18 protein-coding genes and 5 pseudogenes are annotated in these 24,193 nt (G+C 43.4%); 20 read left to right on the top strand and 3 right to left on the bottom strand.

What is annotated here, in order from left to right; all coding sequences use genetic code 11:
• The first annotated feature begins 10 nt into the window (after window positions 1-10).
• From tssF to ACQZQY_RS00075, 9 genes and pseudogenes are all read left to right on the top strand, one after another.
• Window positions 11-1,774 (top strand): type VI secretion system baseplate subunit TssF, encoded by a 1,764-nt coding sequence (gene tssF, locus ACQZQY_RS00115; RefSeq protein WP_431295537.1) that lies wholly within the window; start codon window positions 11-13, stop codon window positions 1,772-1,774.
• Complete coding sequence (gene tssG / locus ACQZQY_RS00110) at window positions 1,738-2,826, top strand: type VI secretion system baseplate subunit TssG (protein ID WP_431295536.1); 1,089 nt, start codon at window positions 1,738-1,740, stop codon at window positions 2,824-2,826. Before tssF ends, tssG begins: the two co-directional genes overlap by 37 nt.
• Window positions 2,792-3,337, top strand: coding sequence for a type VI secretion system lipoprotein TssJ (gene tssJ, locus ACQZQY_RS00105; protein ID WP_431295535.1), 546 nt, complete (start codon window positions 2,792-2,794; stop codon window positions 3,335-3,337). The genes tssG and tssJ overlap by 35 nt, the downstream gene beginning before the upstream one ends.
• Window positions 3,334-3,789, top strand: a complete 456-nt coding sequence (gene tssE, locus ACQZQY_RS00100; RefSeq protein ID WP_431295534.1) for a type VI secretion system baseplate subunit TssE — start codon at window positions 3,334-3,336, stop codon at window positions 3,787-3,789. Before tssJ ends, tssE begins: the two co-directional genes overlap by 4 nt.
• A 32-nt stretch (window positions 3,790-3,821) precedes the next feature.
• Complete coding sequence (locus tag ACQZQY_RS00095; RefSeq protein ID WP_431295533.1) at window positions 3,822-4,328, top strand: hypothetical protein; 507 nt, start codon at window positions 3,822-3,824, stop codon at window positions 4,326-4,328.
• Between the two features lie 18 nt (window positions 4,329-4,346).
• Window positions 4,347-5,762: a VasL domain-containing protein gene (locus tag ACQZQY_RS00090; RefSeq protein ID WP_431295532.1), complete on the top strand. Its 1,416-nt coding sequence runs from the start codon at window positions 4,347-4,349 to the stop codon at window positions 5,760-5,762.
• A gap of 8 nt (window positions 5,763-5,770) precedes the next feature.
• Window positions 5,771-6,397: a hypothetical protein gene (locus ACQZQY_RS00085; RefSeq protein WP_431295531.1), complete on the top strand. Its 627-nt coding sequence runs from the start codon at window positions 5,771-5,773 to the stop codon at window positions 6,395-6,397.
• Between the two features lie 106 nt (window positions 6,398-6,503).
• Window positions 6,504-6,767, top strand: a pseudogene (locus tag ACQZQY_RS00080) (IS110 family transposase); the annotation flags it as partial.
• A 1,533-nt stretch (window positions 6,768-8,300) separates the two neighbouring features.
• Window positions 8,301-9,338 carry a tyrosine-type recombinase/integrase gene (locus ACQZQY_RS00075; protein ID WP_390976499.1) on the top strand — a complete coding sequence of 346 codons (1,038 nt, stop codon included), beginning with the start codon at window positions 8,301-8,303 and terminating at the stop codon, window positions 9,336-9,338.
• A 99-nt stretch (window positions 9,339-9,437) separates the two neighbouring features.
• Here ACQZQY_RS00075 and ACQZQY_RS00070 read toward each other — a convergent pair.
• Both ACQZQY_RS00070 and ACQZQY_RS00065 read right to left on the bottom strand, forming a co-directional pair.
• Window positions 9,438-9,577, bottom strand: a pseudogene (locus ACQZQY_RS00070) (RNA-guided endonuclease TnpB family protein); the annotation flags it as partial.
• Between the two features lie 427 nt (window positions 9,578-10,004).
• Window positions 10,005-11,080 (bottom strand): annotated as a pseudogene (locus ACQZQY_RS00065) (IS3 family transposase).
• A gap of 507 nt (window positions 11,081-11,587) precedes the next feature.
• On the opposite strand from ACQZQY_RS00065, the gene ACQZQY_RS00060 reads away from it, so the two are divergent.
• The 10 genes and pseudogenes from ACQZQY_RS00060 to ACQZQY_RS00015 all read left to right on the top strand — a co-directional run.
• Window positions 11,588-12,151 (top strand): fimbrial protein, encoded by a 564-nt coding sequence (locus tag ACQZQY_RS00060; protein WP_431295530.1) that lies wholly within the window; start codon window positions 11,588-11,590, stop codon window positions 12,149-12,151.
• Window positions 12,152-12,211: 60 nt separating this feature from the next.
• Window positions 12,212-12,895 (top strand): fimbrial biogenesis chaperone, encoded by a 684-nt coding sequence (locus tag ACQZQY_RS00055; protein WP_431295529.1) that lies wholly within the window; start codon window positions 12,212-12,214, stop codon window positions 12,893-12,895.
• Window positions 12,896-12,932: 37 nt separating this feature from the next.
• Window positions 12,933-15,437 (top strand): fimbria/pilus outer membrane usher protein, encoded by a 2,505-nt coding sequence (locus ACQZQY_RS00050; RefSeq protein WP_431295528.1) that lies wholly within the window; start codon window positions 12,933-12,935, stop codon window positions 15,435-15,437.
• A gap of 13 nt (window positions 15,438-15,450) precedes the next feature.
• Complete coding sequence (locus ACQZQY_RS00045; protein WP_431295527.1) at window positions 15,451-15,987, top strand: fimbrial protein; 537 nt, start codon at window positions 15,451-15,453, stop codon at window positions 15,985-15,987.
• The gene (locus ACQZQY_RS00040; RefSeq protein WP_431295526.1) at window positions 15,980-16,498 is read left to right on the top strand and encodes a fimbrial protein; all 519 of its coding nucleotides are present in this window, start codon (window positions 15,980-15,982) and stop codon (window positions 16,496-16,498) included. The genes ACQZQY_RS00045 and ACQZQY_RS00040 overlap by 8 nt, the downstream gene beginning before the upstream one ends.
• A complete protein-coding gene (locus tag ACQZQY_RS00035) occupies window positions 16,491-17,150 on the top strand; it encodes a fimbrial biogenesis chaperone (RefSeq protein WP_431295525.1) in 660 nt (219 codons plus the stop codon). Before ACQZQY_RS00040 ends, ACQZQY_RS00035 begins: the two co-directional genes overlap by 8 nt.
• 22 nt (window positions 17,151-17,172) lie before the next feature.
• Window positions 17,173-18,255, top strand: coding sequence for a fimbrial protein (locus ACQZQY_RS00030; RefSeq protein ID WP_431295524.1), 1,083 nt, complete (start codon window positions 17,173-17,175; stop codon window positions 18,253-18,255).
• Between the two features lie 1,169 nt (window positions 18,256-19,424).
• The gene (locus ACQZQY_RS00025; protein ID WP_431295523.1) at window positions 19,425-19,877 is read left to right on the top strand and encodes a helix-turn-helix transcriptional regulator; all 453 of its coding nucleotides are present in this window, start codon (window positions 19,425-19,427) and stop codon (window positions 19,875-19,877) included.
• Window positions 19,878-20,444: 567 nt separating this feature from the next.
• Complete coding sequence (locus tag ACQZQY_RS00020; RefSeq protein ID WP_390976512.1) at window positions 20,445-21,047, top strand: helix-turn-helix transcriptional regulator; 603 nt, start codon at window positions 20,445-20,447, stop codon at window positions 21,045-21,047.
• Window positions 21,048-22,022: 975 nt separating this feature from the next.
• Window positions 22,023-22,645: pseudogene (locus tag ACQZQY_RS00015) on the top strand (IS30 family transposase); the annotation flags it as partial.
• A gap of 101 nt (window positions 22,646-22,746) precedes the next feature.
• On the opposite strand, the pseudogene ACQZQY_RS00010 reads toward ACQZQY_RS00015, so the two are convergent.
• Window positions 22,747-22,937, bottom strand: a pseudogene (locus ACQZQY_RS00010) (transposase); the annotation flags it as partial.
• Window positions 22,938-23,335: 398 nt separating this feature from the next.
• On the opposite strand from ACQZQY_RS00010, the gene ACQZQY_RS00005 reads away from it, so the two are divergent.
• Window positions 23,336-24,193, top strand: an 858-nt coding sequence (locus ACQZQY_RS00005; RefSeq protein WP_431295522.1) for an amino acid permease, incomplete at its 3' end; no start/stop codon positions are given.

The following is a 24,193-nucleotide window of genomic DNA, read 5'->3' as shown; positions in this document are numbered from 1 at the left end:
TAAGACACCCATGGACGACTTAACCCTGCGTTATTTTGACGCCGAAATGCGTTACCTGCGCGAGGCGGGCGAAGAATTTGCTCGTGCGCACCCTGACCGCGCTGCCGGATTGAATCTGGATAAAGCCGGGGCCCGGGACCCGTATGTAGAACGCCTGTTTGAGGGCTTTGCCTTTTTGATGGGGCGGCTGCGGGAAAAACTCGACGACGATCTGCCTGAGCTGACCGAAGGGCTGGTCAGCCTGCTGTGGCCGCACTATCTGCGCACCATTCCTTCGCTGTCGATTGTGGAATTCACCCCCGAATGGCAGGGAATGAAAGAACGCATGGCGGTGAGCAAAGGCTTTGAAGTGCTTTCCCGTCCGATAGGAGAGCGTCGCACGCGATGCCGCTACACCACCACGCAGGATATTGAGCTGCTGCCGCTTTCGCTCAGCCGCGCGGTGCTGGATAGCGAACCCGACGGTCGCTCGGTGATCCGTCTGCGTTTTCACTGCGGTGAGCTGGCCGACTGGAGCAAAATGTCCCTGAGCCATCTGCCGCTTTATTTTGATGCCGATGCGCCGCTGGCCTGCGCCCTGCATGAAGCCTTAACGCTCAATACCGACAAACTGTGGATCCGTCTGCCGGGGCAATCCGACCGTCAGCCGCTGGACGCATTCTTCGCGCCGCAGGGCTTTAGCGAGCAAGACCAGCTGTGGCCAAAAGGTGACAGCGCGTTCAGCGGTTATCAGTTGCTGCTGGAATACTTCACCTTCCGCGAAAAATTTATGTTCGCCGCGCTGAAAGGGCTGGAAACCGTGGCCTTACCGGCCGAGCTGGCGTGGTTTGAAATAGAAGTCGTGCTGGAAAAGCGCTGGGAACATGATTTCTCGTTCTCGGAAAAACATCTGCGGCTGCACTGCGTGCCCGTCATTAACCTGTTCTCGCTGGAATCTGATCCGCTCTCGCTCTCCTCGTTGCAGACGGAATATCTCCTGCACCCGATGCGCGTGCAGGATGGCTATACCGAGATCTACTCGGTGGATTCGGTGATCTCTTCCAAACATTCCGGGCATCAGGCGTATGTGCCGTTTACCAGCTTCCGCCACAAAGGCGGGATGCTGCGCCACGACGCGCCGGAGTATTACTACCATACACGCGTCAAACGTGGCCCTTCCGGCCTGCACGATACGTGGCTGGTGCTGGGCGGTGAGGCGTTTGATAACCACACCGTACCGGAGAACGAAAACCTGTCCCTGAGCCTGACCGGTACCAACGGCCAGTTACCCCGCAAATCCCTGCAAAGCACGGTGCTGGATACCGCGGTGAAATCCACCGGGGCCAATGTGCGGGTGCGCAATCTGTCCGTGCCGTCGATGCCGTGTTATCCGCCGAACCGCGACCGTTTTCACTGGCGGGTGCTGAGCCATCTGGGCAGCAGCTTCCTGTGGATGATGGATAACGCCGAAGTCCTGCGCGGCACGCTGGCGCTGTATGACTGGACGGAAAATGAGATGAACCGCCGCCGTCTGGATGCCATCGCTGAAGTGAAGCACAGCGAGATCGAACGCTTTGAACGCGGTTATCTGCTGCGCGGCGTGCATATCGAAATCACGCTCGACAGCAACGGCTTTGCCGGTACCGGCGATATCTGCCTGTTCGGTGAAATGCTCAGCCGCTTCTTTGCGCTGTACACCGATATTCATCTGTTTAACCGCCTGACCCTGATACTGCAACCGACAGGAGAACGCCTGGAATGGGAAGAGAATCACAAGCCGCGCATTCCCGGCTAAACGCCAGGCTTGAGCGCGACATCGGCAAGATCAACTTCTTCCGCTTTTGTCAGTTACTGGAACAACAACCGGGTAGCCAGCCGCTGGGGAGCACCGCCAATCCTGCCGACGATCCGGTGCGTTTTCGCCCGCATCCGGGCATGGGGTTCCCGGTCAGTGAACTCAAAGCCTTCGAAACGGATGAAGAACATCCCGATGCGCCGCCAACGGTGCGCACCACGTTTATGGGGCTGTACGGGGTGGATTCGCCGCTGCCGACATCGTATATCGACGATATCACCCAGCAGCGCGAAGGACATGAGGCGCTCGAAGGTTTTCTCGATATTTTCAACCACCGCATCATGACGCAGTTCTACCGCATTTGGCGGAAATACTCGTATCCGGCCACCTTCGAAGCAGGCGGCAAAGACAATACATCGCAAAGTCTGCTGGGGCTGATTGGCATGGGGATCCCCGGTTCGCAACAACATTTTGCGACACCTACCTCACGCTTTCTGGCATTGCTCGGCGTTATGCGCCAGCCGGGAAGAACGGCGGAAGGCGTGCAGGCGCTGGTGCGGCTGTTAGCGCCGTCTACGCTGGTGGATATCACGCCGCATTGCCTGCGCACCGTGCACATCGCCGCGCCGATGGCATTTGCTGACGAAGGGGCTTACTGGCTCGATGGTTACACAGTGATGGGGGATGAAGCGACCGATGCCAACAGCCAGCTGCTGATTTCCCTGCACACATCAGACCCTGACGAAGCCGGTGAATGGCTGCCGGACGGTCAGATTTATGCGGATTTTCAGGTACTGCTGCGGGTGTATCTGGGCTGGCGCTACAAGGCCTGTATTCAGCTGACGATGCCGACGCACCTGCTGCCTGCGCCCGTGCTGGGGGATTCACAGATACGGCTGGGGCTGACCGGCGTGCTGGGACTGGGCGATGACGCACCGTCAGAGGATATCCCCGACTACTTTACCGTGGAGCTGGGCCGCTACAACGGCATGGCTCCTGATATGCATCAGGAAGGAAATGGTCGTGTTATTAAATACCACTTTAAAAAGTAAACTCTGGCTGCCTGCGCTGGTTTTATTACTGAGCGGCTGCGGTCTGACCCAAACGGTGGCCGACGGCACCGTCTCAGCCACAAAATCTCTGTTTTATAAGCAAATAAAAGTACTGCATCTGGATTTCACCGCCCGTGAAGCCCTCAATACCGATGCCACAGAGGCGAACTCATCCTCACAGCCGGTGCTGGTGCGCGTTTATCAGCTGCGCGATGATAAAAACTTCCAGAAAACGGTCTATCAGCAGCTGGCAGGCGACGGCGATGACGCGCTGAAAGACGATCTTCTCGCCAGCCGTAACGTCGTCGTGAAGCCGGGCAGCGCAGCATCGCTGGATATGCCGATGGAAAAGGATGCTAAATTTGTGGCGGTCGTGGGCCTGTTCCGTAATCCGGATTTAGCCAAGGGTCAGTGGCGTCTGGTGTTAACCCGTGAAGATCTGGATCCGGATAAACCGCGCACTCTCGAACTGGGCAATAACACGCTGGCCCTGCTTGCGGAGAAAAAATGATGCTCGGCTCCCGCTCCCCCTCACTTTACGAAATGCTGCTGGGCAACTTTGCCGGCGGCCTCGCGCTTAATCAGGTCAGAGAAGACGATCAGGTGGTGCTCTCGGTGCTCGACAACATGCAGCGCATCCTCAACTGCCGCGCAGGAACGCTCAGTCATTTGCCGGATTACGGCCTGCCGGACATGACCAAAATGTTACAGGGCATGCCCGGCACCGCACATGCGCTTATTGATACGCTTGCCGGTGTGTTGTTGAAGTATGAGCCTCGCCTGCAGGCCCTGAGTGTGAGCCTTCTCGAGCAGGAGGTGCCCGGCGAGTTGCGTTACGCCATCGACGCCGAGCTGAAAGGCATAGGTCTGGTGCGCTACGGCACCGAATTCATGCCGGAAGGGCGGGTGCTCATCAGGCATATGAGGCAGCAGCAGTATCTCGCCCCTAACATCCGAATGTAGGTTGTCATCTCCTCAAGCTTTCCAGGTAACGCATGTCAGCTAAAACAAGCTTTCTTAAAAAACTCCAGGGACTGCAGCCCTCTTGCGGGACATTTGGCAGTAAGACTGAGGCCGATATTGCGGCGTTTCGTCAGCGACTCACTCAGCTTCATACGCGCATGGATGCGTGGCTGAAGGAGACCGGCATCGGTATTGAAAGCACCTCAGTATCACTCATCGACCTGCTGGTCGGGCAACGGGCTTTTGAGGTGCCGGGTATTATTCTTCGCTACGAAAACAGGACGATAACATTCACGCCTCTATTTTTGTACGGCCAGGGCGTGACGGGATGCGTGGAGGTGAACCTCTGCGCCGGGGGGAATATGACGCGTATTTGTCGGCTGTTTATGCGCGTGGGCAAGTGCACTGAGTGGTGTTGCACCCGGGTATGCCTGTTGTCAGAGCCCGTGCATGAGTTTGACGAAGAGGCATTTTTCGCGACGCTCGAAGGGTTATTACCCAGCTGCCATGCTGCTCGCCTTCATTACCCTCATTTTTAGCAGTAACGGAAATCCTCTATGAATAATTTTAAGCAACTTAAAACCGGCAGCGATCCGCGCACGTTGCCGGATTATGCCGCCCTGCGCGATGAACTGGCTAAACTGTCCCATCCCGCCCGGCCCGATGTGAACTGGCGATATGCCGAAAAACTCTGTCTTTCTTTATTTGAGCAAAACGGCGTGGAGCTGCAAACGGCGGCCTGGTATGCGCTTGCCCGTACTCATCTTGCCGGGCTGTTCGGTCTGAATGAAGGGTTGTCGATCTTGGAAGCCCTGATAAGCCATCAGTGGAGTACGCTCTGGCCGCAGCCGATACATGCTCGGATGGAAATCCTCAGCGGTCTGAGCCAACGGATACAGCAGCTGATGCGCACGCTCCCACTAAATTACAGCAACCTCAGTCAGCTTTATCAGGCGGAACAACTGCTTACCAGCCTGGGGGCAGTACTACAGCGTCTAGAGCTCAAACATTTAAGCCAGCTCGATACGTTGCGCACTCTGATGCATAACAGTGCATCCCGACTGGAAAACAGCGACGGCGCATCAGACACTGGTTCTGTCATTCAGCCCAGTATCGTAATTCCTGCGACGGTAATAAATGGCATGGGGACGTCTACTGATACCGTAACCGGTGTTCCGATTGCAGAAAAAAATGAACCGGTTAACTCAGTTAAGTGGGTGTATGTTGCGCAGCCGAAACTTCAGCCGAACGTGGAGGTGTTGACGACGATCCCTGCTCCTAAAAAGTTATGGAAGCCGTTTGCCATGGGAATGTTTACCATGCTTATGGCAGGCAGCGTAGCGGTTTGGGGCTGGCTCTACTTGCACCGTCAGGATCCGCTACAGGCACAGCTTGCTGCATCGCTGGCTCCTTTACCTTCGGTACTCTCAGCCAGGCAACTTGAGATCCTTCGTCAGCAAGCTCCCTTATCTGAGGCCCTCATTACGGATACACAGCAGCAACTCACCCGCCTAAATCAGTTACCGCCGTATTGGACTCTCAACTACAGTCGACAGCTGGTAGAACAGGCTCAGGCTCTGTGGCCGGAGAAGGCTAAACCGTTGGCACAGCAGTGGCAACAGCAGCTTAATGCTTCAGCCTTGCCGATAGAAAACCTGAATGGCTGGCATCAAGGTATGACGACGTTGCAGCAACTGAGTGACCGACTAAACGGGCTGGATGAAAAGAAGGGAAAATACATGACAGTCAGCGAACTAAAATCTTTCGTATTCACCACTTTGCAGTCGTTTAATGGCGCTATACCGGCAGAAGAACAACTGCGGATACTGGCAAACACTCCGGCAGGGCAATCATTACCTGTTGCTGAAAAGGCCGAGATGGAGATGCACCTGAAACAGCTTATCGCTAGATACGCCTTGCTGACCGAGGCCGACGTGCAAGAACCGCTATTGCAGCAGAAAACTACCAGATGAGTGGGGTTATGACGAATCCTGGTAACCGAAATAGTCGGGTTGCATGGACTGTGGACGAAATACGGTTTGTGGAGCAAAACTATGGTTCTTTGTCAGCAGCGGAAATCGGGGTTTATCTGGGGCGAACTAGGGTATCAGTGAAAAGTATGGCGAACCGGCTGGGATGCTGTGCTGAATATAACTTCTGGAGTGACGCTGAACTGGAGGTGCTGCTGGCGCATTATACTGCCGGTGCGGATATGGATACGCTGCTGGCGATGTTACCCCGGCGTACGAGGTCAGGCATCATGACGAAGGTCAATTCTCTGGGAATTTATCGGCGACATTGGAGCGAGAAAGAAAATCGTATCCTGCGAAAATATTATGCGCTGGAAGGTATCCATGCCGCCAAAAGGCTACCAGACAGAACGGTATTTTCGGTTTCAAATCAGGCCTACGCACTCGGATTACGGTGCCCGAGGGGACGTAAGTGGAGTAAGGATGAACTGGCATTGTTGAAGCAAAACCTACATTTGGAACTGGCTGAACTACATAAATTGTTTATCGGGAGAAGTCGGCAGGCGGTTTGCCATGCGCGAATGAAGCTAAAACAGTTGCGGGGGAAAGATAAAAATATGAAAAGCCGCACTGGCTGAATGCAAAATAAATTTATTTCCAATTGTAGTGATGTTATGGACGCCCCTCCCTGAAGTAGCCAGTGCCATACTCTATTGACTGCAATTAATTCAGGAGTGATATCACATGAACACAATCAGATTTGTTGGTATCGACATTGCCAAATCTGTTTTTCAGGTATGCGTTTGGATGGTTGATGGTTCAATTGCATATAACAAGAAGATCTCCCGTTCAAAATTGCTGGATTGCGTTCGACACTTCGAGCCCGGAACGCTTATCGCGATAGAGGCATGCTCTACTTCGCACTTCTGGGGCAGAACCTTCAGAACGATGGGATACAACCTCAGACTGATACCTGCCCAGCACGTTAAAGCCTTTGTCAGAAGCCAGAACCAAATACGTTTTACCACTCACCCGCTCGAACCAAATCAATTATCAGGAAGAACAAACTTTTGAAAGATTGGAAAATTAGGTAACTAATTCCCAGGAACATTAACTACAACGATAACGTAAAAAACATGATAGCAATAAATATACAAAGCATCATGCATTCACTTCAAAATATAAATTTTTACATATAAATAAATTCCTGCAGTGAGTAGAGATGCATCATTTCTAATGATACATGCATTTTTTAATAATTTTTTTAATTTTTTTAAGTACAGTGATATTACTATTGATAAACATAAAAAATATAAAAACCACAATTATTCAAAAATGGTGTAGCCGTAGTGTTAAATATATTCATCTAGGTTAATCTAAAATAGTTAAACCTATTAAAGTTATATCATCCACAGCCCCTTACAGATATTCATTAGAATATGAAATTAACTTGCTGGCAATACCTCGAGTAATGATGTATTTTCTTAATGTATTGGTGTTAAAAACCGATAATTATATAAAAATGGATAATAACGTTGTTTTTTAGAGAATGTTAGTATATATAACTAAAAAATACATTGCTTGTAGCTTATCAAGGGTTTCATGAAAAAAAGTATTTTTTCTTAAAATTACATTTCCTAGGATTATTCCTGAAAGCGTAGTGCTCGAAAAAATCAACCTGTTACCAAGCCTAATTAAACATTATCCCAACAATGCATTTATAAAAATTGCCTACAGAATATTCGAAAACAAACTCTTCTTCTCCTGCCGTAAAAGTACGCTTCATTCCTAATCCTCCACTACCCCATGTTTTATGTCCGACTGGGGTACGCCTTTATCCGCGACAACACCTGTTTCTGGCCTGTTCGCCTGCTTTGTAGGGTGCTGGATGTTCATCCCAGTGGCTTTTACTCCTGGCCCAGCAGCCGCATTCACAACGCCATCAGGTAGACCTGATGTGAGTACCCCGCTAAAACGGCCCATTCACTTATAGCGATCTCCCCACATACTGATTATGTCACCCGAGGAGATCGCTATGCGTAAGATCCGATTCACTGAGCCCCAGATCATCGCCGTTCTGAAGTTTATCGAAGCCGGACGTTCCGTACAGATGTCAGCCCCGAGGCCACGATTTCCTAAGCCAACGATTACAAATTGAAAATGTCTGCATGATCTTGAGCTCTAGAGAGTTCATCTTTTGAATCCTAAAAAGCCTTTCAAAAAAATATAACATCCCTCCACATTTTTTACTCTAAGCGTATCATTTTAAACCAGTTTAATTTCATTTATGAATGACAGGCCAAATATTTAACCACTCCTCTGATCATCATTCAAATCATAACTTTATATAATGGGACTTATATAAAGTGAGCTATTTTATGAACGAACTGGTAATCTATACAGTAGTTACAGTCGCAGATGATTTTTCGCTGCAGAACATCAAGGTTACGCTACGTGAAATCTGCAAGGTAAGTCCCCTGCATTTTTCTCAGAATCCACGTAGCGTCGCCAGTGACCGGGAGTGCGCTTTCTAAGCTATATATGGGCAAATTAACACCAACCCAACAGACGCTACCGGCTATCCAGGCTGAAGAGGATGCTCTAGCCAGGCTTAAGGAATTTGTTCAAGACAAAGAAGCTTTTTCGCCAAATACGTGGCGACAGCTAATGAGCGTTATAAGGATCTGCCACAGATGGTCGATTGAACATAACCGCTCGTTTTTGCCCATGCTTCCGGTCGACCTTCGCGATTACCTGAACTGGCTGCAAGAGAACGGTCGTGCCTCTTCAACGATTGCGACGCATGGTTCCTTGATTTCTATGTTACACCGTAACGCTGGCCTAACTCCTCCTAATACTTCACCGCTGGTTTTTCGTGCAGTGAAGAAAATAAATCGTGTCGCAGTCGTCTCTGGTGAACGTACTGGTCAGGCCGTACCCTTTCGTCTCGAGGATTTACTTGAGCTTGATGCGTTATGGTCTGACTCTATATCGCTTCGCCACAAACGTGATTTGGCATTTCTGCATGTCGCTTACAGCACACTGCTGCGTATCAGTGAATTAGCCCGTCTCCGTGTTCGTGATATCTCCCGGGCAACTGATGGCAGGATCATACTCAATGTGAGTTACACCAAAACAATTGTTCAAACTGGCGGCTTGGTCAAGTCTCTAAGTTCACAGTCCTCTCGCCGGCTAACTGAATGGTTATCGGTGTCTGGAATCAATTCAGAACCTGACGCCTTCCTCTTTTGTCCGGTGCACCGCTCTGGGAGTGCGACTCTTTCTGTCATCCGTCCGCTGAGCACGCCTGCGTTAGAATTTATATTCACCAAGGCGTGGCGTACGATTGGAACAGCTGAAACTATCACGCCAAATAAAGGACGCTACATGACCTGGACGGGTCACAGTGCCCGCGTAGGAGCTGCACAGGACATGGCGGGACGTGGCTATGCCGTTGCTCAGATTATGCAGGAAGGAACTTGGAAAAAGCCTGAAACATTAATGCGTTACATCCGTAACCTTCAGGCGCATGAAGGGGTGATGATTGATATCATGGAAAAAAACTATAGAAATGATTAAATATTAATTATTAAAGAATAAGTATGAATTGTGAATTGTATCTATCATTTTGTCCCTTGATGATATAGCCGTGTGGAGCGGATTGTTGGTTTTGAATCACCTGTCGGTGACGAACAAATCTTTTAAGCCCAAATTAATGCCGACAGCTTTGTGGTAACAGGTATTGGTGCAGGTTCAAACTTACACAGAAAGGAAACGAAGTATCTGCCTGCGGCATCTCTGGAAATGGTAACCTTTCGTCTCGAGGATTTGCTTGAGCTTGATGCGTTATGGTCTGACTCTTTATCGCTTCGCGATAAACGTGGTTTGGCATTTCTGCATGTCGCTTACAGCACGCTGCTGCGTATCAGTGAATTAGACCGTCTCCGTGTTCGTGATATCTCCCGGGCAACTGATGGCAGGATCATACTCAATGTGAGTTATACCAAAACAATTGTTCAAACTGGTAGCCTTGTTAAGTCCCTAAGTTTACAGTCCTCACGCCGGATAACTGAATCGTTATCGGTGTCTATAATCAATTCAGAACGTGACGCCTTCCTATTTTATCCGGTGCACCCCTCTGGGATTGCAACTCTTTCTGTCATCCGTCCGCTGAGCACGCCTGCGTTAAAATTTATATTGACCAGGCATGACGTACTGACCTGCCCCCAGGATTAGATACAACGCTCACTTAGTAATGTCGGATCTTTCACAATCAGAATTACCCTTTCTCCGGATCGCCGCAAATTCAGACGTCGTCTGATAATTCAGCGCGAGTGCAGGCGGCACTCATTATAATCATGGCGCCATTCAGTGATGGTTTTACTAGGATGACTGACGTCACTGAACCTGTGTTCATTCTGGCATTCATCGCGAAAGCATCCGTTTAAACTCTGAATAAATCCGTTCTGTGTCGGCTTGCCGGGCTGGATAAGTCGCAGCTCCACGCCATGCTCAAAGGCACATTGATCGAGCGAGCGGCAGGTAAGATCCGGGTCCTGATCAGTTCTTATCATCGCCGGATAGCCGCGAAACAGCGCAATGCTGTCCAGAACACGCGTGACCTGCACGCATGAAATTCCAAAGGGTCAGGCATTCCTTCGTGAAGTTGTCCACGCAGGTAAAGCACTTGAACTTGCGATCGGTAGCCAATGCGTCCACGATCAAATCCATCGACCAGGTCAGATTGGGCGCCGCCGGACGGAGCAGCGGCAGACCTACTGTTGCCAGCCCCTTACAACGTCTTCTGCGTTTTACGCCCAGGCCACAGAGGTGATAAAGCCGGTACACGCGCTTATGATTAACATGAAGCCCTTCACTGCGCAGCAACTGCCAGATACGTCGGTAGCCAAAACGCACTGGGCTCCAGTGCCAGCTCAGTGATGCGCCCTGATAAATGCGTATCAGCAGCCGAACGCTGAGCCTGATGGCGGCAGGTCGACAGGGATAAACCTATAAGCCTGCAGACACGACGTTGCGACAGACCGCTCGCATTACACCTCATCATCACGGCTTCCCGCTTCTGGTCTGTCGTCAGTAGTTTCGCCCAAGATCCACCTGAAGCGACTCTTTATCCAGCATGGCTTCGCCAAGCAGCTTCGTAAGTCTGGCATTCTCTTCCTCAATAGGCGCATAACCTCAGGCACCTCCATACTGCCATACTTCTTACGCCAGGTGTAAAACATGGCAGCGGAAATGGCGTGCTTGCGGCAGAGTTTACGGGCGGATACCCCAGCTTCAGTCTCGCGGAGAATACTGATGATCTGTTGGTCGGAATGGGGATGACCTCATATGTCTCAGGAAGACATTACTCTTTGGGGATTTCGCATCCAACTCATGGCTTTAAAAAGGTAGTAAGGCAGTATTGAGGAGGTGAAAAAATGCAAAAAAATTATTAATGAATGTTTTTGACAATTAATTTCAGGCGTTTTATCAGGCAAGGCACCTTGTTATAACTAATTATATAACTTAAGAATCCATTAAATATGTGATTACTCCTAACTGAATGATGTTTACTGTACGAAAAAATATTGATTTGGAAGTATTTTTAAAATTCAAACTGAGGAAAATCTTAATTTAACAAAGATGAGATTTTTAGGATTATACCTGCAAATATCATCAGTGAAGTGTGAAATGGATATTAGAACCAACTTGATTTAGGAGAATTGATACCTTTAAACTTGCTCCGCTTCTCGGTATGTCTGAAATAATTTTCTGCCGGGATAGCGTTCTCAACACTTAACATTAGTAAATACAACAAGGAAGATTTTATGAAAATGAAGAATGTGTTATTGCCTGCTTTTGCTTTAGGTTTTTTAATTTCAGCATCAGCTGCTTATGCTGAGGATGAAGTTGTGCCGGTTACAACAGCTGGCGGCCAGGTAACTTTTAATGGAGAAATCACTAAAGGCGCATGTTCTGTTGCCAGTGGCGACACAAATAAAATTGTTAATCTGGATACAGTGAGATCAAGCGTATTTACTTCTAAAGACCAGGCAGCTAATGCACGTAAACCATTCACCATTTCTTTACAAGATTGCGACACGACAACATATAAAAATGTCAGCGTAAGTTTCACAGGGCAATCTGATGCGACTTCACCTAACCTTCTGGCAAACAATGCAGGCGCTGGCGCTGCAACAAATGTCGGGTTGCAGATTTATGGGCCAAATAATGAAGCCTTAGCACTTGCTACTGGACAAACCGCACCAGTAGCATTGAGCGAAGGTGCTACATCTACTATTAATTTTGCAGCGGATTATGTTTCCACTGCAGCTGTAGTTGGTGCTGGCAAAGTTCAGTCCGTAGCAAATTTCATGCTGACCTATAACTAAATAATAATATTAGCTGGTACTTGAGACCAGCTAATAAATGAATAACCCTAGGGGAAAACTTTGAAATTTAAATTTTTAATGTTACTCATTTTAACTTTTACTATCTCCCCTGCCTTCGCCGAAGGGGTATCGTTAGGGGCTACTCGTTTAATATATCCAGCAGATAAAAGTCAAACTGCGATAAAAATATTTAATAACGATAAAAAAAATAATTTCCTCGTGCAATCTTGGGTTACCGATAAGCATGGAAATAAGATTGATGACTTTATTGTGACGCCACCACTATTTGTGTTAAATGCAAATACTGACAGCGTATTACGTATTGTTTATGCTGGTGATAAAAATAGATTACCCAATGACAGAGAGGAGCTTTTTTATTTCAATGCTAAAGTGATCCCATCTTTAAGCAAAGAGGAACAAGACCTTAATAATTCACTATTGGTTTCAATTACAACAAAAATAAAATTATTTATAAGACCAAATAATTTAAATGGCGAATCGAGCGATGCTGCAAAAAAACTAGATTGCAAGTTTGAAGATAAAACATTACAAATTAAAAACACATCACAATACTACGTGAATATGGTAAACGTTAGCATCAATAACAAAGAAGTTTCTAAGGCGGAAACAATTTCCCCATTTGGCAATGTAAGCATTGCTATAAAATCACCAGGATCAGAAGTAAAATATAGTTTCATCAACGATTATGGCGTGCAAGTGAATAATAACACATGCAAGTTATAGTCTTAATTTTAAAAAAAATAAACGATTGGATCTAGAAATGTATTCCTTAAGATTTATTACATTTGCCTTGCTTTTTGTACGCATAGCTCAGGTACATGCTGAGGATTATTTCAATCCATTGTTCTTAGGAAGTGACGTAGCTTCTCTGCATGATTTATCATTTATATCTAAAAATAATAATGTTACACCTGGTGTTTATTATTTTGATGTTTATGTAGGCGATAAATTCATCAAGAACAGTAAAATTCGTTTTGTCGAAGTGAATTCGAAGGAAAAAAAAGTTGAACCGTGCTTCACATCTGAGTTAGTTGACCTTATGCCATTTAACGATAGTCTAAAAAAGAAATTGCAAGCTATTGGAGATAATAGTAAATGCATAGACTTACAAAAAAATGTTAATGGCTCATCATATCAAGTCGAGATGTCGAAGCTGCTTCTGAGAATATCTATACCTCAAATATATCTCGATGCCACACGCTCTACCCTGGCCGATGTAAGAGACTGGGATGATGGCATTCCCGTATTTATTAGTAATTATGACTTTACCGGGAGTAACTCAAAAAACAAAAATAACTCCGACTTTTCATCCTCTTATTTTAGTTTTAACAATAAGCTCAACTACGGAGCATGGCGTTTAAACGGTAATATTTACTGGAATCAGAGTCATTACGGTGTAAGTCATCACAATGAAAAAAAGATAAATAACGTCTTTGCGAGCAGAGCTATTCAAGGGCTAAAAAGCAATCTAATTATAGGTCAAAATTCATTAGGATCTAATATTTTTGATTCACTTACCTATACTGGTGTTACACTGGCTACATCTGAAGAAATGCGCCCGGAAAGTGAAAGAGGGTATTCACCTCCGATTAAAGGTATAGCAGATAGCCGCTCAAAATTAACAATTAGACAAAATGGTGTAATTGTATACCAAACTTATGTTGATGCAGGCCCGTACGATATTAAGGATTTGAACCCTGTAGGTAGCAGTGGTGATTATCAGGTAGAACTCATTGCTGCAGACGGTACTGTTAAAAATTTTATAATTCCCTACTCTACATTGCCTAATTTGTTAAAAACGGGACTATATAACTATTCTGCTACAGCAGGCGAACTTGATCTCCAGGCTGCCAAGAAAGCATCATTTTTTCAAGGTTCTGCTTCATTTGGCTTGCCGCATGAAACTACAATTTATGGTGGCACTCAGTTATCAGGAAACTATCGATCCTTAGGACTCGGTTTAGCAAAAGATTTAGGTGGGATTGGTGCGCTATCATTTGATGCGATCAATTCATATTACACTGAGGATGCGCATGACAAAGAAGTTGGACAATCCTATAGAGTCCTGTACTCAAAGTCTTTCCAAGATATTGGAACAAATATACAGATAACCGGCTATAGATATTCAACATCTAATTATTACTCACTTAATGAAGCTGCTCAGAAAAATAACAACCAGTATATTGACCCGGTTACTGGAGAGTCTGTGAACTATATTTATTCCGGTGCAAGAAAAGCTTCATATCAGTGGAATATATCCCAAAATCTAAACAATTTTGGTCAGTTATCTCTATGGGGTAATACTACGGATTATTGGAACGGCGGTACATCGAAAAACATTCAGGCAGGTTGGAATAAAACCTTTAACAAACTCAATAACATGATGCTGTCCTTAAGTTTTAATAAATATGAGTACAATAAAACAAAAAATAATTTGTTTTTTGTATCTTTTACCATACCCCTTTCCGGTCGCGGGGGGAACAATATTGCATATATTTCCAATAGCTATACTTATAACAAACAAGATGAAACATACAATAATAACACAAGCTTGTATGGTACTGCGTTGGACAATAGAATGGATTATAATATAAATCAAAGTGTCAACAGAGAACATGATAACAATACAACATATTTTTCCGCTAATTATAAGTCTGATTATGCAAGGTTTAAATCAGGTTTAACATTCTCCCCTGTAACAAAACAAGCAGATTACGGAGTTAGCGGTTCTATTTTAGCACATGAAAATGGTATTGTTTTCTCTCAACAAGCGAATGACACTGCGATCCTGGTTGAAGCTGCTGGTGCTAGCGGAGCAAGAATTAACCGAGCAGGAGAAAACATTACTATAGATAAGCATGGATACGCTCTTATACCCTATGCATCACCATATCATTATAATGATGTTGAATTGGATCCTTTAACATTTGGTGATGACTTTGATGTAGAAGGCAGAGTTATCAAAGTGGCTCCAACGCGAGGCGCTGTATCGAAAGTAGTTTTTGATGTTAAAAGAGGTTATAACTTCTTAGTTTCGGTTAAATATAAAAACAGGCCTATACGATTTGGAACAATTGTGAGCGAAGAAGGAAATAACTCATTCGCTATTGCCAATGATGATGGAACAGTATATCTGACTGGAGTCAGTAACAATGCCACATATAAAGTAAAATGGGATGAAGAGGATACTTGTAAATTCGTAATACATTATGACGAGAATTTTAAATCTAGAACAATAAATAGAACTCATGTCGAATGTCACTGAGGAGTGATGGGCTTTGAAACTTAAATTTTCCCTGTATGTTTTCTTGTTTGTTATGATCAACGCTATAACCCTACGCAGTTATGCTGCTGATGTGATGGTGAGTATAAATGGCGCCTTGAGAGATCAAAATTGTAATGTAAATAGTGAAGACCTAACCAAGAATGTTGTTTTTTCTGACTTGAATACATCAACCTTCAAAGCGCCAGGGAATGTGAGTAAAAAGGAAGAGATAGACATTGGTTTAGACTGCCTGGGAACTTCGAGCAATATTTCTTACCAATTTACAGGTGAGGCCAATGAACTGGATCCGACGTTGCTAAAGATTAAGGGCCAACCAAATCTGTCGGAGCCTCTTGCGCAAGGGCTTGCTATTGAAATATTAGATGATAAAGGTAATCGAATTCCTTTGAATACCAAGTTAGCTCTGGGTTCAACTGTAACAACTGAAAAATATAATTTAAAATTCTTCTTGCAATACAGAGCGGTCGCAGTTCCTGTTGTAGCTGGTGACGCGTCATCAGTACTTTTCCTGGATATGTATTATGATTAAACAATTCTTAGTTTTTCTGGGTCTTATTTTTACCTGCTTTCCAGCTAGTGCAGAGCAGATAACTATAAATGTCAGCGCAAAATTAAGTTCATCAACTTGTTCTCTTTCTTCCGGGAGCGATAACTCCGTTGTTAACATGACGACTGGACTTTTAAATGGTAAAAGTTTAGGAGTTCCTTTTGGTCTAACACCATTTAATATAATAATTGAAAATTGTCCTTTAGAAATTAACACAGTCAACGTGAGATTTATTGGAGCTAGCGATGAGAAAATGCCTAATTTGCTTCAGATTAATTCTGGTGCAGAGGGTCAAGCAAATGGTGTAGCCATTGGATTATATGACATGAATATAACTAACCTGGACATCAGGAATAATTTTAGTAGTTTTAATGTAACTCATTCATCGGATATAAATAAACTAAGTTTCTACGCCGCTTATGTTAAAACATCTGGAGAAATGTCTCCCGGGAAAGTCACTGGTGTCACATCATTTGAAATCTCTTATGACTAGAGTAATTTTGATCTTAACATTGTCTCTGATTATGTTGAGTACGGACTCTCGGGCAGGTGTTTCTGTCGTTGGAACCCGTTTTATAATTAATCAAAATACCAAGAGTTTGCCTATAAAAATCATCAATGACAATGAAAATGATTATTTAGTCAAAACCAACATTTCTGGAAACGATGAAGGTCGTTTTGTCGTAACCCCTCCTTTATTTTTACTTGCTAAGAACACATCCAATATACAGATGCTGATTCCAGATAAAATAGAAGATATTAAAGTCGATCAATTATATTCACTGACTATTGCATTTATACCCAACTCAAAGAAAATGAACGATTTCAGTACGATATCATTAGCACTGAGGTCACACTTTAATTTAATTTACAGACATGATAATCTCTCAAAATTTGATCCTGCGCTCCTTGCCTTGGTAAAGGAAGGTAATGACATTTTTTGGTTAAGAAATCACTCCAATTTCGTTTTGACTATCAATATCAAAGATTCGAGCACTGAGAAATTAGACAGCAGAATAACTTTAATTCCTGAAGGGAAAGTCAATGTAAGTAAATTTTGCAAATTGAAGCAATGTAATTTTTGGGTTTTTGTAGTAGACGATGATGACTCAATACTTAAAAAAATACATGTGAATAATATTTAATAGTTGATTATAAGGATGAATCATGAACAAAAATACTTACTTGTTCCCTTTTTTTTTAGTATTAACCTTAATTTCTTTTCCTAAAGAAGGTCTTGCTGTAGTTGAGTCTTATTACTCGAGGAATTATACTTCTGGGGATATTGTCATTAACAATGCTGCAGATAGCATGGCATTTGCTACTGTCTTAGCTGGTTCGGGGATAGGCAGGCAGGTAAAAATATGTTCGAACAATACAATTAATTATAGCCTCAGAAGGGTTGATTACGTTCCAGTTGCAAGCTATTTAGGTCAGACTTATTCAAGTGCAGGTTCTAGTGTTATGTATTTGTTTGATACTGGCGCACCGGGGTTTGCACTAATACCCTTTTATAATGTGTCATCTAATCCAGCGATGATAACTTACGGACAAACAGTCAGAACCACTGTCTGGAGTGGTAATTATGATAATGGTGCGCGCGTTTATAATGGAATACCTACTACTTATGGTTCGTATATTTGGAAAGGTTCAGACCGCCCTAATGATGGCTATACCTTAATTCCCGGGCAAGAAATGTTCCGTTTCGAATGTTACGATGAAACAAATACCCTCCAGGAAATTATTCATATTAGTACAGGTAGCGCAAATGTAAGAGCTTCAATTAGAACTTGTACCCCAAATGTTGTGACAGCTTCTGTTGACATGGGAGCTGTGGCTATGTCTTCTTTACTCAATTCAGCTGCATCACAATTAATAAATACCCAGCAGGTAACATTCTCGCTTGTTTGCGACCCAAGCATTGCACTGTATTACTCAGTTTCAGATTTAAATAATCCTGCTAATCGAAGCACTATCACCTCCTTAACCTCTGATTCAACAGCTTCGGGTATAGGTTTTACATTAACGAATTCTTCCGGAACCCAGCTTTCTTTCGGTCCTGATGGCTCAGCAAAAGATATCCCAGGCCAGACTAAGTATTATATTGGCAACAGCGGCGGTGTAGTGGGTTCAGACAAAAACCTTCCGATGGCACTTACTTTAGGTTTTAGTTACGTCCGTGATACATCCAAAGACTTGAAGAGTGGTACTGCAAAATCATTGATAGGAATTACATATTCGTATCAATAACTTAAAAGTGTTATGTGGCGATTTCAGCAAATACGGTGTAAAGGGCCTCAGCGCTTGGTTTTCAGCATCATAGCTACTTCTGTCCAATGCTGACTCTTTCCCATTCATATTCCCAGACATTTGCGGGTGTAAGATTCTATAACTGTCAACAGGCGCAGTCGTCGCCTGTCAAACAAAGCATAAAAAATCCCATGCCCGTATAGGGTATGGATATAAGCAATGAGGCTGCGGTTGCCGCAGTCGGGCAGAAAAGGCAGCGATGTCTGGTTATTAATACGCTAATTTTATGGAAGCTTACCCAGTTATAACTGCTACATCATGGGATATCTCAGTTCGTTCTGGCTTCATTAATATAATGTTTCTTTGAATCAGTATGGATACGAACCTTTTTTCCGTGAAATATGAAACCCATGTCCAATTTCATTCTGCTAATTTAAGTGTAAAAAATTCTATAACCCACATGTCTTATACCTCATGTCAAGAGACATAACGCCAAATAAAACATTAATTTACACCATAATGAAATATTATTACATTGATTTTAAATTTATGACAAACAGTGCGTTAATAATATAAATACGTGTAGAGTTCTGTAAGGTCGCCAGGGCTAAGACATCTTAAAATATTTATGAATCGTTATCAGCAGTGGATTTTTTTATCTGAGTTCTTGTTTGGTTGCTGTTTAGTTAAACAGTGCCATGATAAGCATCATTCACTATCATCCTATTAGGAACAGTAATGCAAAATTCTGAGAAAGAAATACTTATCATTCCCTTTTTTTGTTCATTAATCACATGGTGAGCATTCTAATGCATGATGGTTAATGTATTGAATAATAAAAGATATTTCAACGATGCTCGAAATATTTTATTTAATATCAAGAATTGAATTCAATAACTAGGTCTGATTATGTTTGTAATTGGGAGTTGTTTATTTTCTATTCATTGTGAAGATCGTTTTTTTAAAATAGGATTAAATAAAATTTTTAAGGACATATGTTCATCAATTAAATCGCCTGTTAATACTGCTATTCCATGTGAATTGGAGTTCGCTGAGTATTTTGTCGTTGACATAATAGTTCTGTCTTCTAAGGCTATATATGAGCAGATACCTGAAGGAATTCTTAAGAAAAAAAGAATCATGCTGCAATAATATTTTGTTCTGAGCCAATGACACACATACTAACCGGTATTACAGGATACGACCTCGTTTCATGTATTTCGGTGGATATCAAATTGGAACGGGTAGCTCAAATTTTTTTTGTGCTAATGTTTGGCACGGAAGGAGCAAGAAAATCGTTGTTTATAAGGACGGGTTTGACTCCCTTGACTTGTTGTGAAAAGCGTGTGTCTTCACTATTGAGTAAAGGACTAAATCAACATGATATTAGTCGCTTAACAGGCATTAACGCAAAGACTGTGAGTTCACATTTAAGATCATCCATGACCAAATTTAAAGTTAAGACATTGTTAGAGTACAGAGTAAAGCTTTCACATATCAATACTCTCCATTGTTTTAATTTAATTAGTCTCCATGATTTATATCAGGTATCTACCAACTCGAAATTGAAGATATCAGTAAAATCTGTATATAAAAGCCTTTTTTCATATCTTCCGAAATAGGAGATTACCGTGGTCTATGAAGAATCGTCAGGTAAGGTAAATTAATAATGACATGATTTTACCTTCCGCCCACTGTGAAGTGACAAAAGTCTTCACTTTCACCATGATGAAACGTCCAAAACGAGACGTACTTTGTAAAGAATTGATTATTAATTTTAAATTTTCAAGGCGTTTAAAATGTTAATTTCTATCAATTGGATTGTATCTATCGCTGCTAGCAATTAGTGTTTTATGAACACAATTAATAACCTAAGTTATTATTTCTTGCTGCATGTGAAAAATCCTAGTTTAGGCATCATTTCTCTCGCTCCAATCCTAATTGGGCACAACGTATAGTGTGAATATTCCTATTTTATTTGGTTTTTTAACTTAAAGAGAGGCTGCCGTTTCATTTTTGATATTAGGATTATGCTCACTTTGTCATTTCTCCTTACAGCCTGAACGAGTTGCTTTAGTTAGATCCAGTTGGTAAAAAAGATAACGATCATTAAGTGTTTTTATTAGCGATTGCTTAATGTATTCATTTGCAATTCGCTAGGGCTGTTGCTATTAATATGGACTTTGAATATGTTGTCATATGGAAATTCACTTTTTTCTATTTACTGCAAGGATTATTACTTTAAGGTTGGCTTGCAAAAACTTTTAGATGATATATATCATTCTCATGTAGTAAATGTAAGGCTCATTAATCGACATGAGTCAAGATATAACGATTATTTTCAAGCTGATATTGTCGTTTTATCTTCCAGGAGCATATTTGAAAAGTTACCTGAACGTAGCCTTTCTCCTGATAGACGAGGTGCGGTGATCGTTTTTTGTACTTTTTCAATGTCAGAAGTTGTGAGAGGCATAAGAGGATATGAAAATGCACTTTTTATTGCTCCTGACACAGGATTGGATCAGATTTTAGATATCTTTAAAATTGTTATGTTTGGTTCACCTCTAATTAGGGATAATCTTTTTTTAAGAACTGAAAATTTAGCCTTAACAAATAAGGAACGCAGAGTCTCAGATCTGCTCAGGAAAGGTCTAAGCCATAATGAGATAAGTTCAATAACGGGTATAACCCCCAAAACAGTCAGCTCTCATTTAAGGTCAGCTATGCAGAAATACAAAGTAAGCACTTTGATGGAATATAGGATTAAACTCATTCACATGCAACAACGCTAAAACACCAATTTAGGTCAGACACTTGTAATCAATAAATTTCTTCCGGTTCAGGAAATTTATTATCACACTATTGTTTATAGTGTTTTTGATTCCCTGGTATTGGCCACTTGGCTTACTCATACATTGTACGGAACAATGTATGAGTTTTTTTTACAAAATTTTTAAATTGCAAGTAGCGAAGTATTATAGTTGGGCTAATAAATTTATGAAGGATAAACAGTATATTCATAAACTAGTGCAACCCCACGACACGTCGCACTCATTATTTTAATAATGAACATCCAGCATACAATGACAAATATATGTAATAATAAATTTATTAATATCAGTATAAATGTTGACTGCTTAAAATAGTCTCGAATATTTATTTTCACTCAGTTGGTTTTATAATCACCTTATCCGGTATTGTCTGCTCTTATAGGGGGCCGCTTTGAAATGGAAATTATCCTACGCTAAGACTAACAGACGGCTTTATGTGGAAATTTTGCTAACATTATATAGGAAAATGTGCTGTTTTTTGATCCAAAAATTCATGCCCTTATATGTAAACAAAAAACGAGCCTGAAACTACGCTGTTTACAGCAGCCTGCGCCTTGATGGCACTGACCGTTCAGCTAAAAGTTAAAACTTCGTTATTGATGCTAGACGACACTTTCGTCTATAGATACCCGCCCTTCCCTATAACTCTAGGAGGGATGCGTTTTATCTGGGATCCCAAATGAATACCGTTAGGCAGCCTAAAATCCTCAGGAAAATTTAATATCCGACGCACCATTTGGACAAAATAACTCAGCACTGCCTATGAAACACCTGCATAACCACGAGCATTCCAGAGAATGCAGGAATATCTGCGCATACATACCGGCATCCGAGGCAACGCGAACCATGGCACTTACCCCGACGACTCATGCTGCTTTTAAAATTGCGAGCTGTAATCTTTCGCTCGCATATTGATAGCCCTGATCTGAATGTATTATGAGCATGCGTGCGATAGCTAATGCGCTAAAACGTAGTCCTGCGACGGTCTCACGTGAAGTTCAGCTTAATCGAGGCAGGCGCAATTACAAAGCTGTTGATGCTAATAACCGGGCCCACCGGATGGCGAAAAGACCAAAACCTTGCTTACTGGATCAGAATTTACCGTTGCGAGAGCTTGTTCTTGAAAAGCTGGAGATGAAGTGGTCTCCAGAACAAATATCATGATGGTTAAGGTGAACGAAGCCGCGTCAAAAAACACTGCTAATATCACCTGAGATAATTTATAAAACGCTGTACTTTCGTAGCCGTGAAGCGCTACACCACCTGAATGTACAACATCTTCGCCGGTCACATAGCATTCGTCATGGCATACGCCATACCCGCAAAGATGAAAGAGGTACGATTAACTGGTATCTACTGGCAGTACCGGAGTTAATGTTTATTTCTGCGATCCTCAAAGTCCCTGGCTGCGGGCAACAAACGAGAACACTAATGGGCTAATTCGACAGTACTTTCCCAAAAACACATATCTTACCCAATATACTCAACTTGAGCTGGCTCAGGTTGTAGCTCAGCTAAACAACAGACCGAGAAAGACACTGAAGTTCAAAACACCGTAAGAGATCATTGAAAGGGGTGTTGCGTTGACAGATTGAATCTACAGCGGCTTTTTTTAGTATGTCTCTCTCGTCAGTATCCGCTTCAGTTCTTTCTGAAGTCACCGGATCTCAGACTGGGCATCGGACTGCATTTAATGGGTGATGAATCAGGGCCATACTTTTTTACACAGGCATAGAGGCTGTGCGTGGTGATATCAGGGCTGGTGACGACGCTTGCGATGGAATGTCCGCGATCAACAATCTGTTTGACCGCTTCAACTTTGAACTCTTCGGGATAACGTTTACCGCTCATGGGCACCTCTATTTTAAGTCATCTTAAACGACTCTGAGGTGTCTGTTAAACACGTGGCGACTCATCCTTATATGCTACATATATTCCATCCATCGAATTACTCTCGAAGAATTTTAAAATCTTTTCTCCTGATTGCGTTTTTTTTATAGCCGTTGAGCATTATAACCACCCACGCACTCAAAGAAACCTCTACATCATCTTAATCTTTACAATAATGAAAATTGATTTTTGATATACAATAATATATTAATTATGTTTCTGTTAAACAATTCTAGTTCTTCATGTTTTCCTACACGCCTCAGATAAATTTGACGCTACTTGTTTTGTCGTCTGATACCGCAGCCATTGTTTGAATCTTAGTATGAGGAATGACATTTCATTCACTTTTAGGATTTATAATGGCGGTTGACAAGCAAGCTAAACCTGCCCCTACCAAACAACTTGGCGTGCTTACGATGACGTTACTTGTTATCAGCGCGATGTTTGGTGGGGGGGTATACAACATCCCGCAAAACATGGCTCAATCAGCCGCACTGGGCGCGATTTTGATCGCCTGGGTCGTTACCGGATTGGGCGTTTTTTTCCTCGCAAGAACCTTTCAGATTCTTGCCGACATTCATCCAGAAATGACGTCGGGTATTTACATGTACTCCAGGGCTGGATTTGGAAAATTGAGTGGTTTCTTAATCGCCTGGGGATACTGGATGTCAGCCGCATTCGGTAATGTCGGTTACGCCGTCTTACTGATGGACGCACTGAATTACTTTTTCCCTCCCTATTTTCAAGGCGGCAACACCTGGCAAGCCATCACTACAGCTTCGATCATCATCTGGGCACTCAGTATTTTTGTTATGCGTGGCGTTAAAGGCATCTCGGTTCTTAACCTTATTGGCACCATTGCTAAATTTATCCCTGTTGCTGTCTTTATTTTCGTGTTGGCCTTTTTCTCTCTGCGTTATCACATGATGGGAACTGACTTTTGGGGACACTTAAGAGATAACGCATTACATGATCGGCCACTTAGCGGCCTTTTCGATCAAGTTAAAAGCACTATGCTGGTAACGCTCTGGATGTATATCGGGATCGAAGGCGCGGTTGTCATGTCTGATAAAGCCGATGGACGCACCGTAAGTCGTGCGACGATTCTCGGCTTTATCATTTCAACTGTCCTGTTTATGTTAGTCAGTATTTTGCCTTTTGGCGTGTTCTCCCAAGGGGAACTTGCCGCCATGGATGCACCCTCCACAGCGGCAATT

The sequence above is a fragment of the Rahnella sp. PAMC25559 genome, assembly GCF_050632365.1.
GTDB lineage: Bacteria > Pseudomonadota > Gammaproteobacteria > Enterobacterales > Enterobacteriaceae > Rahnella > Rahnella rivi.
Note: the sequence above shows the minus strand (reverse complement) of the source record. Positions and strands in the feature narration are given on the sequence as shown.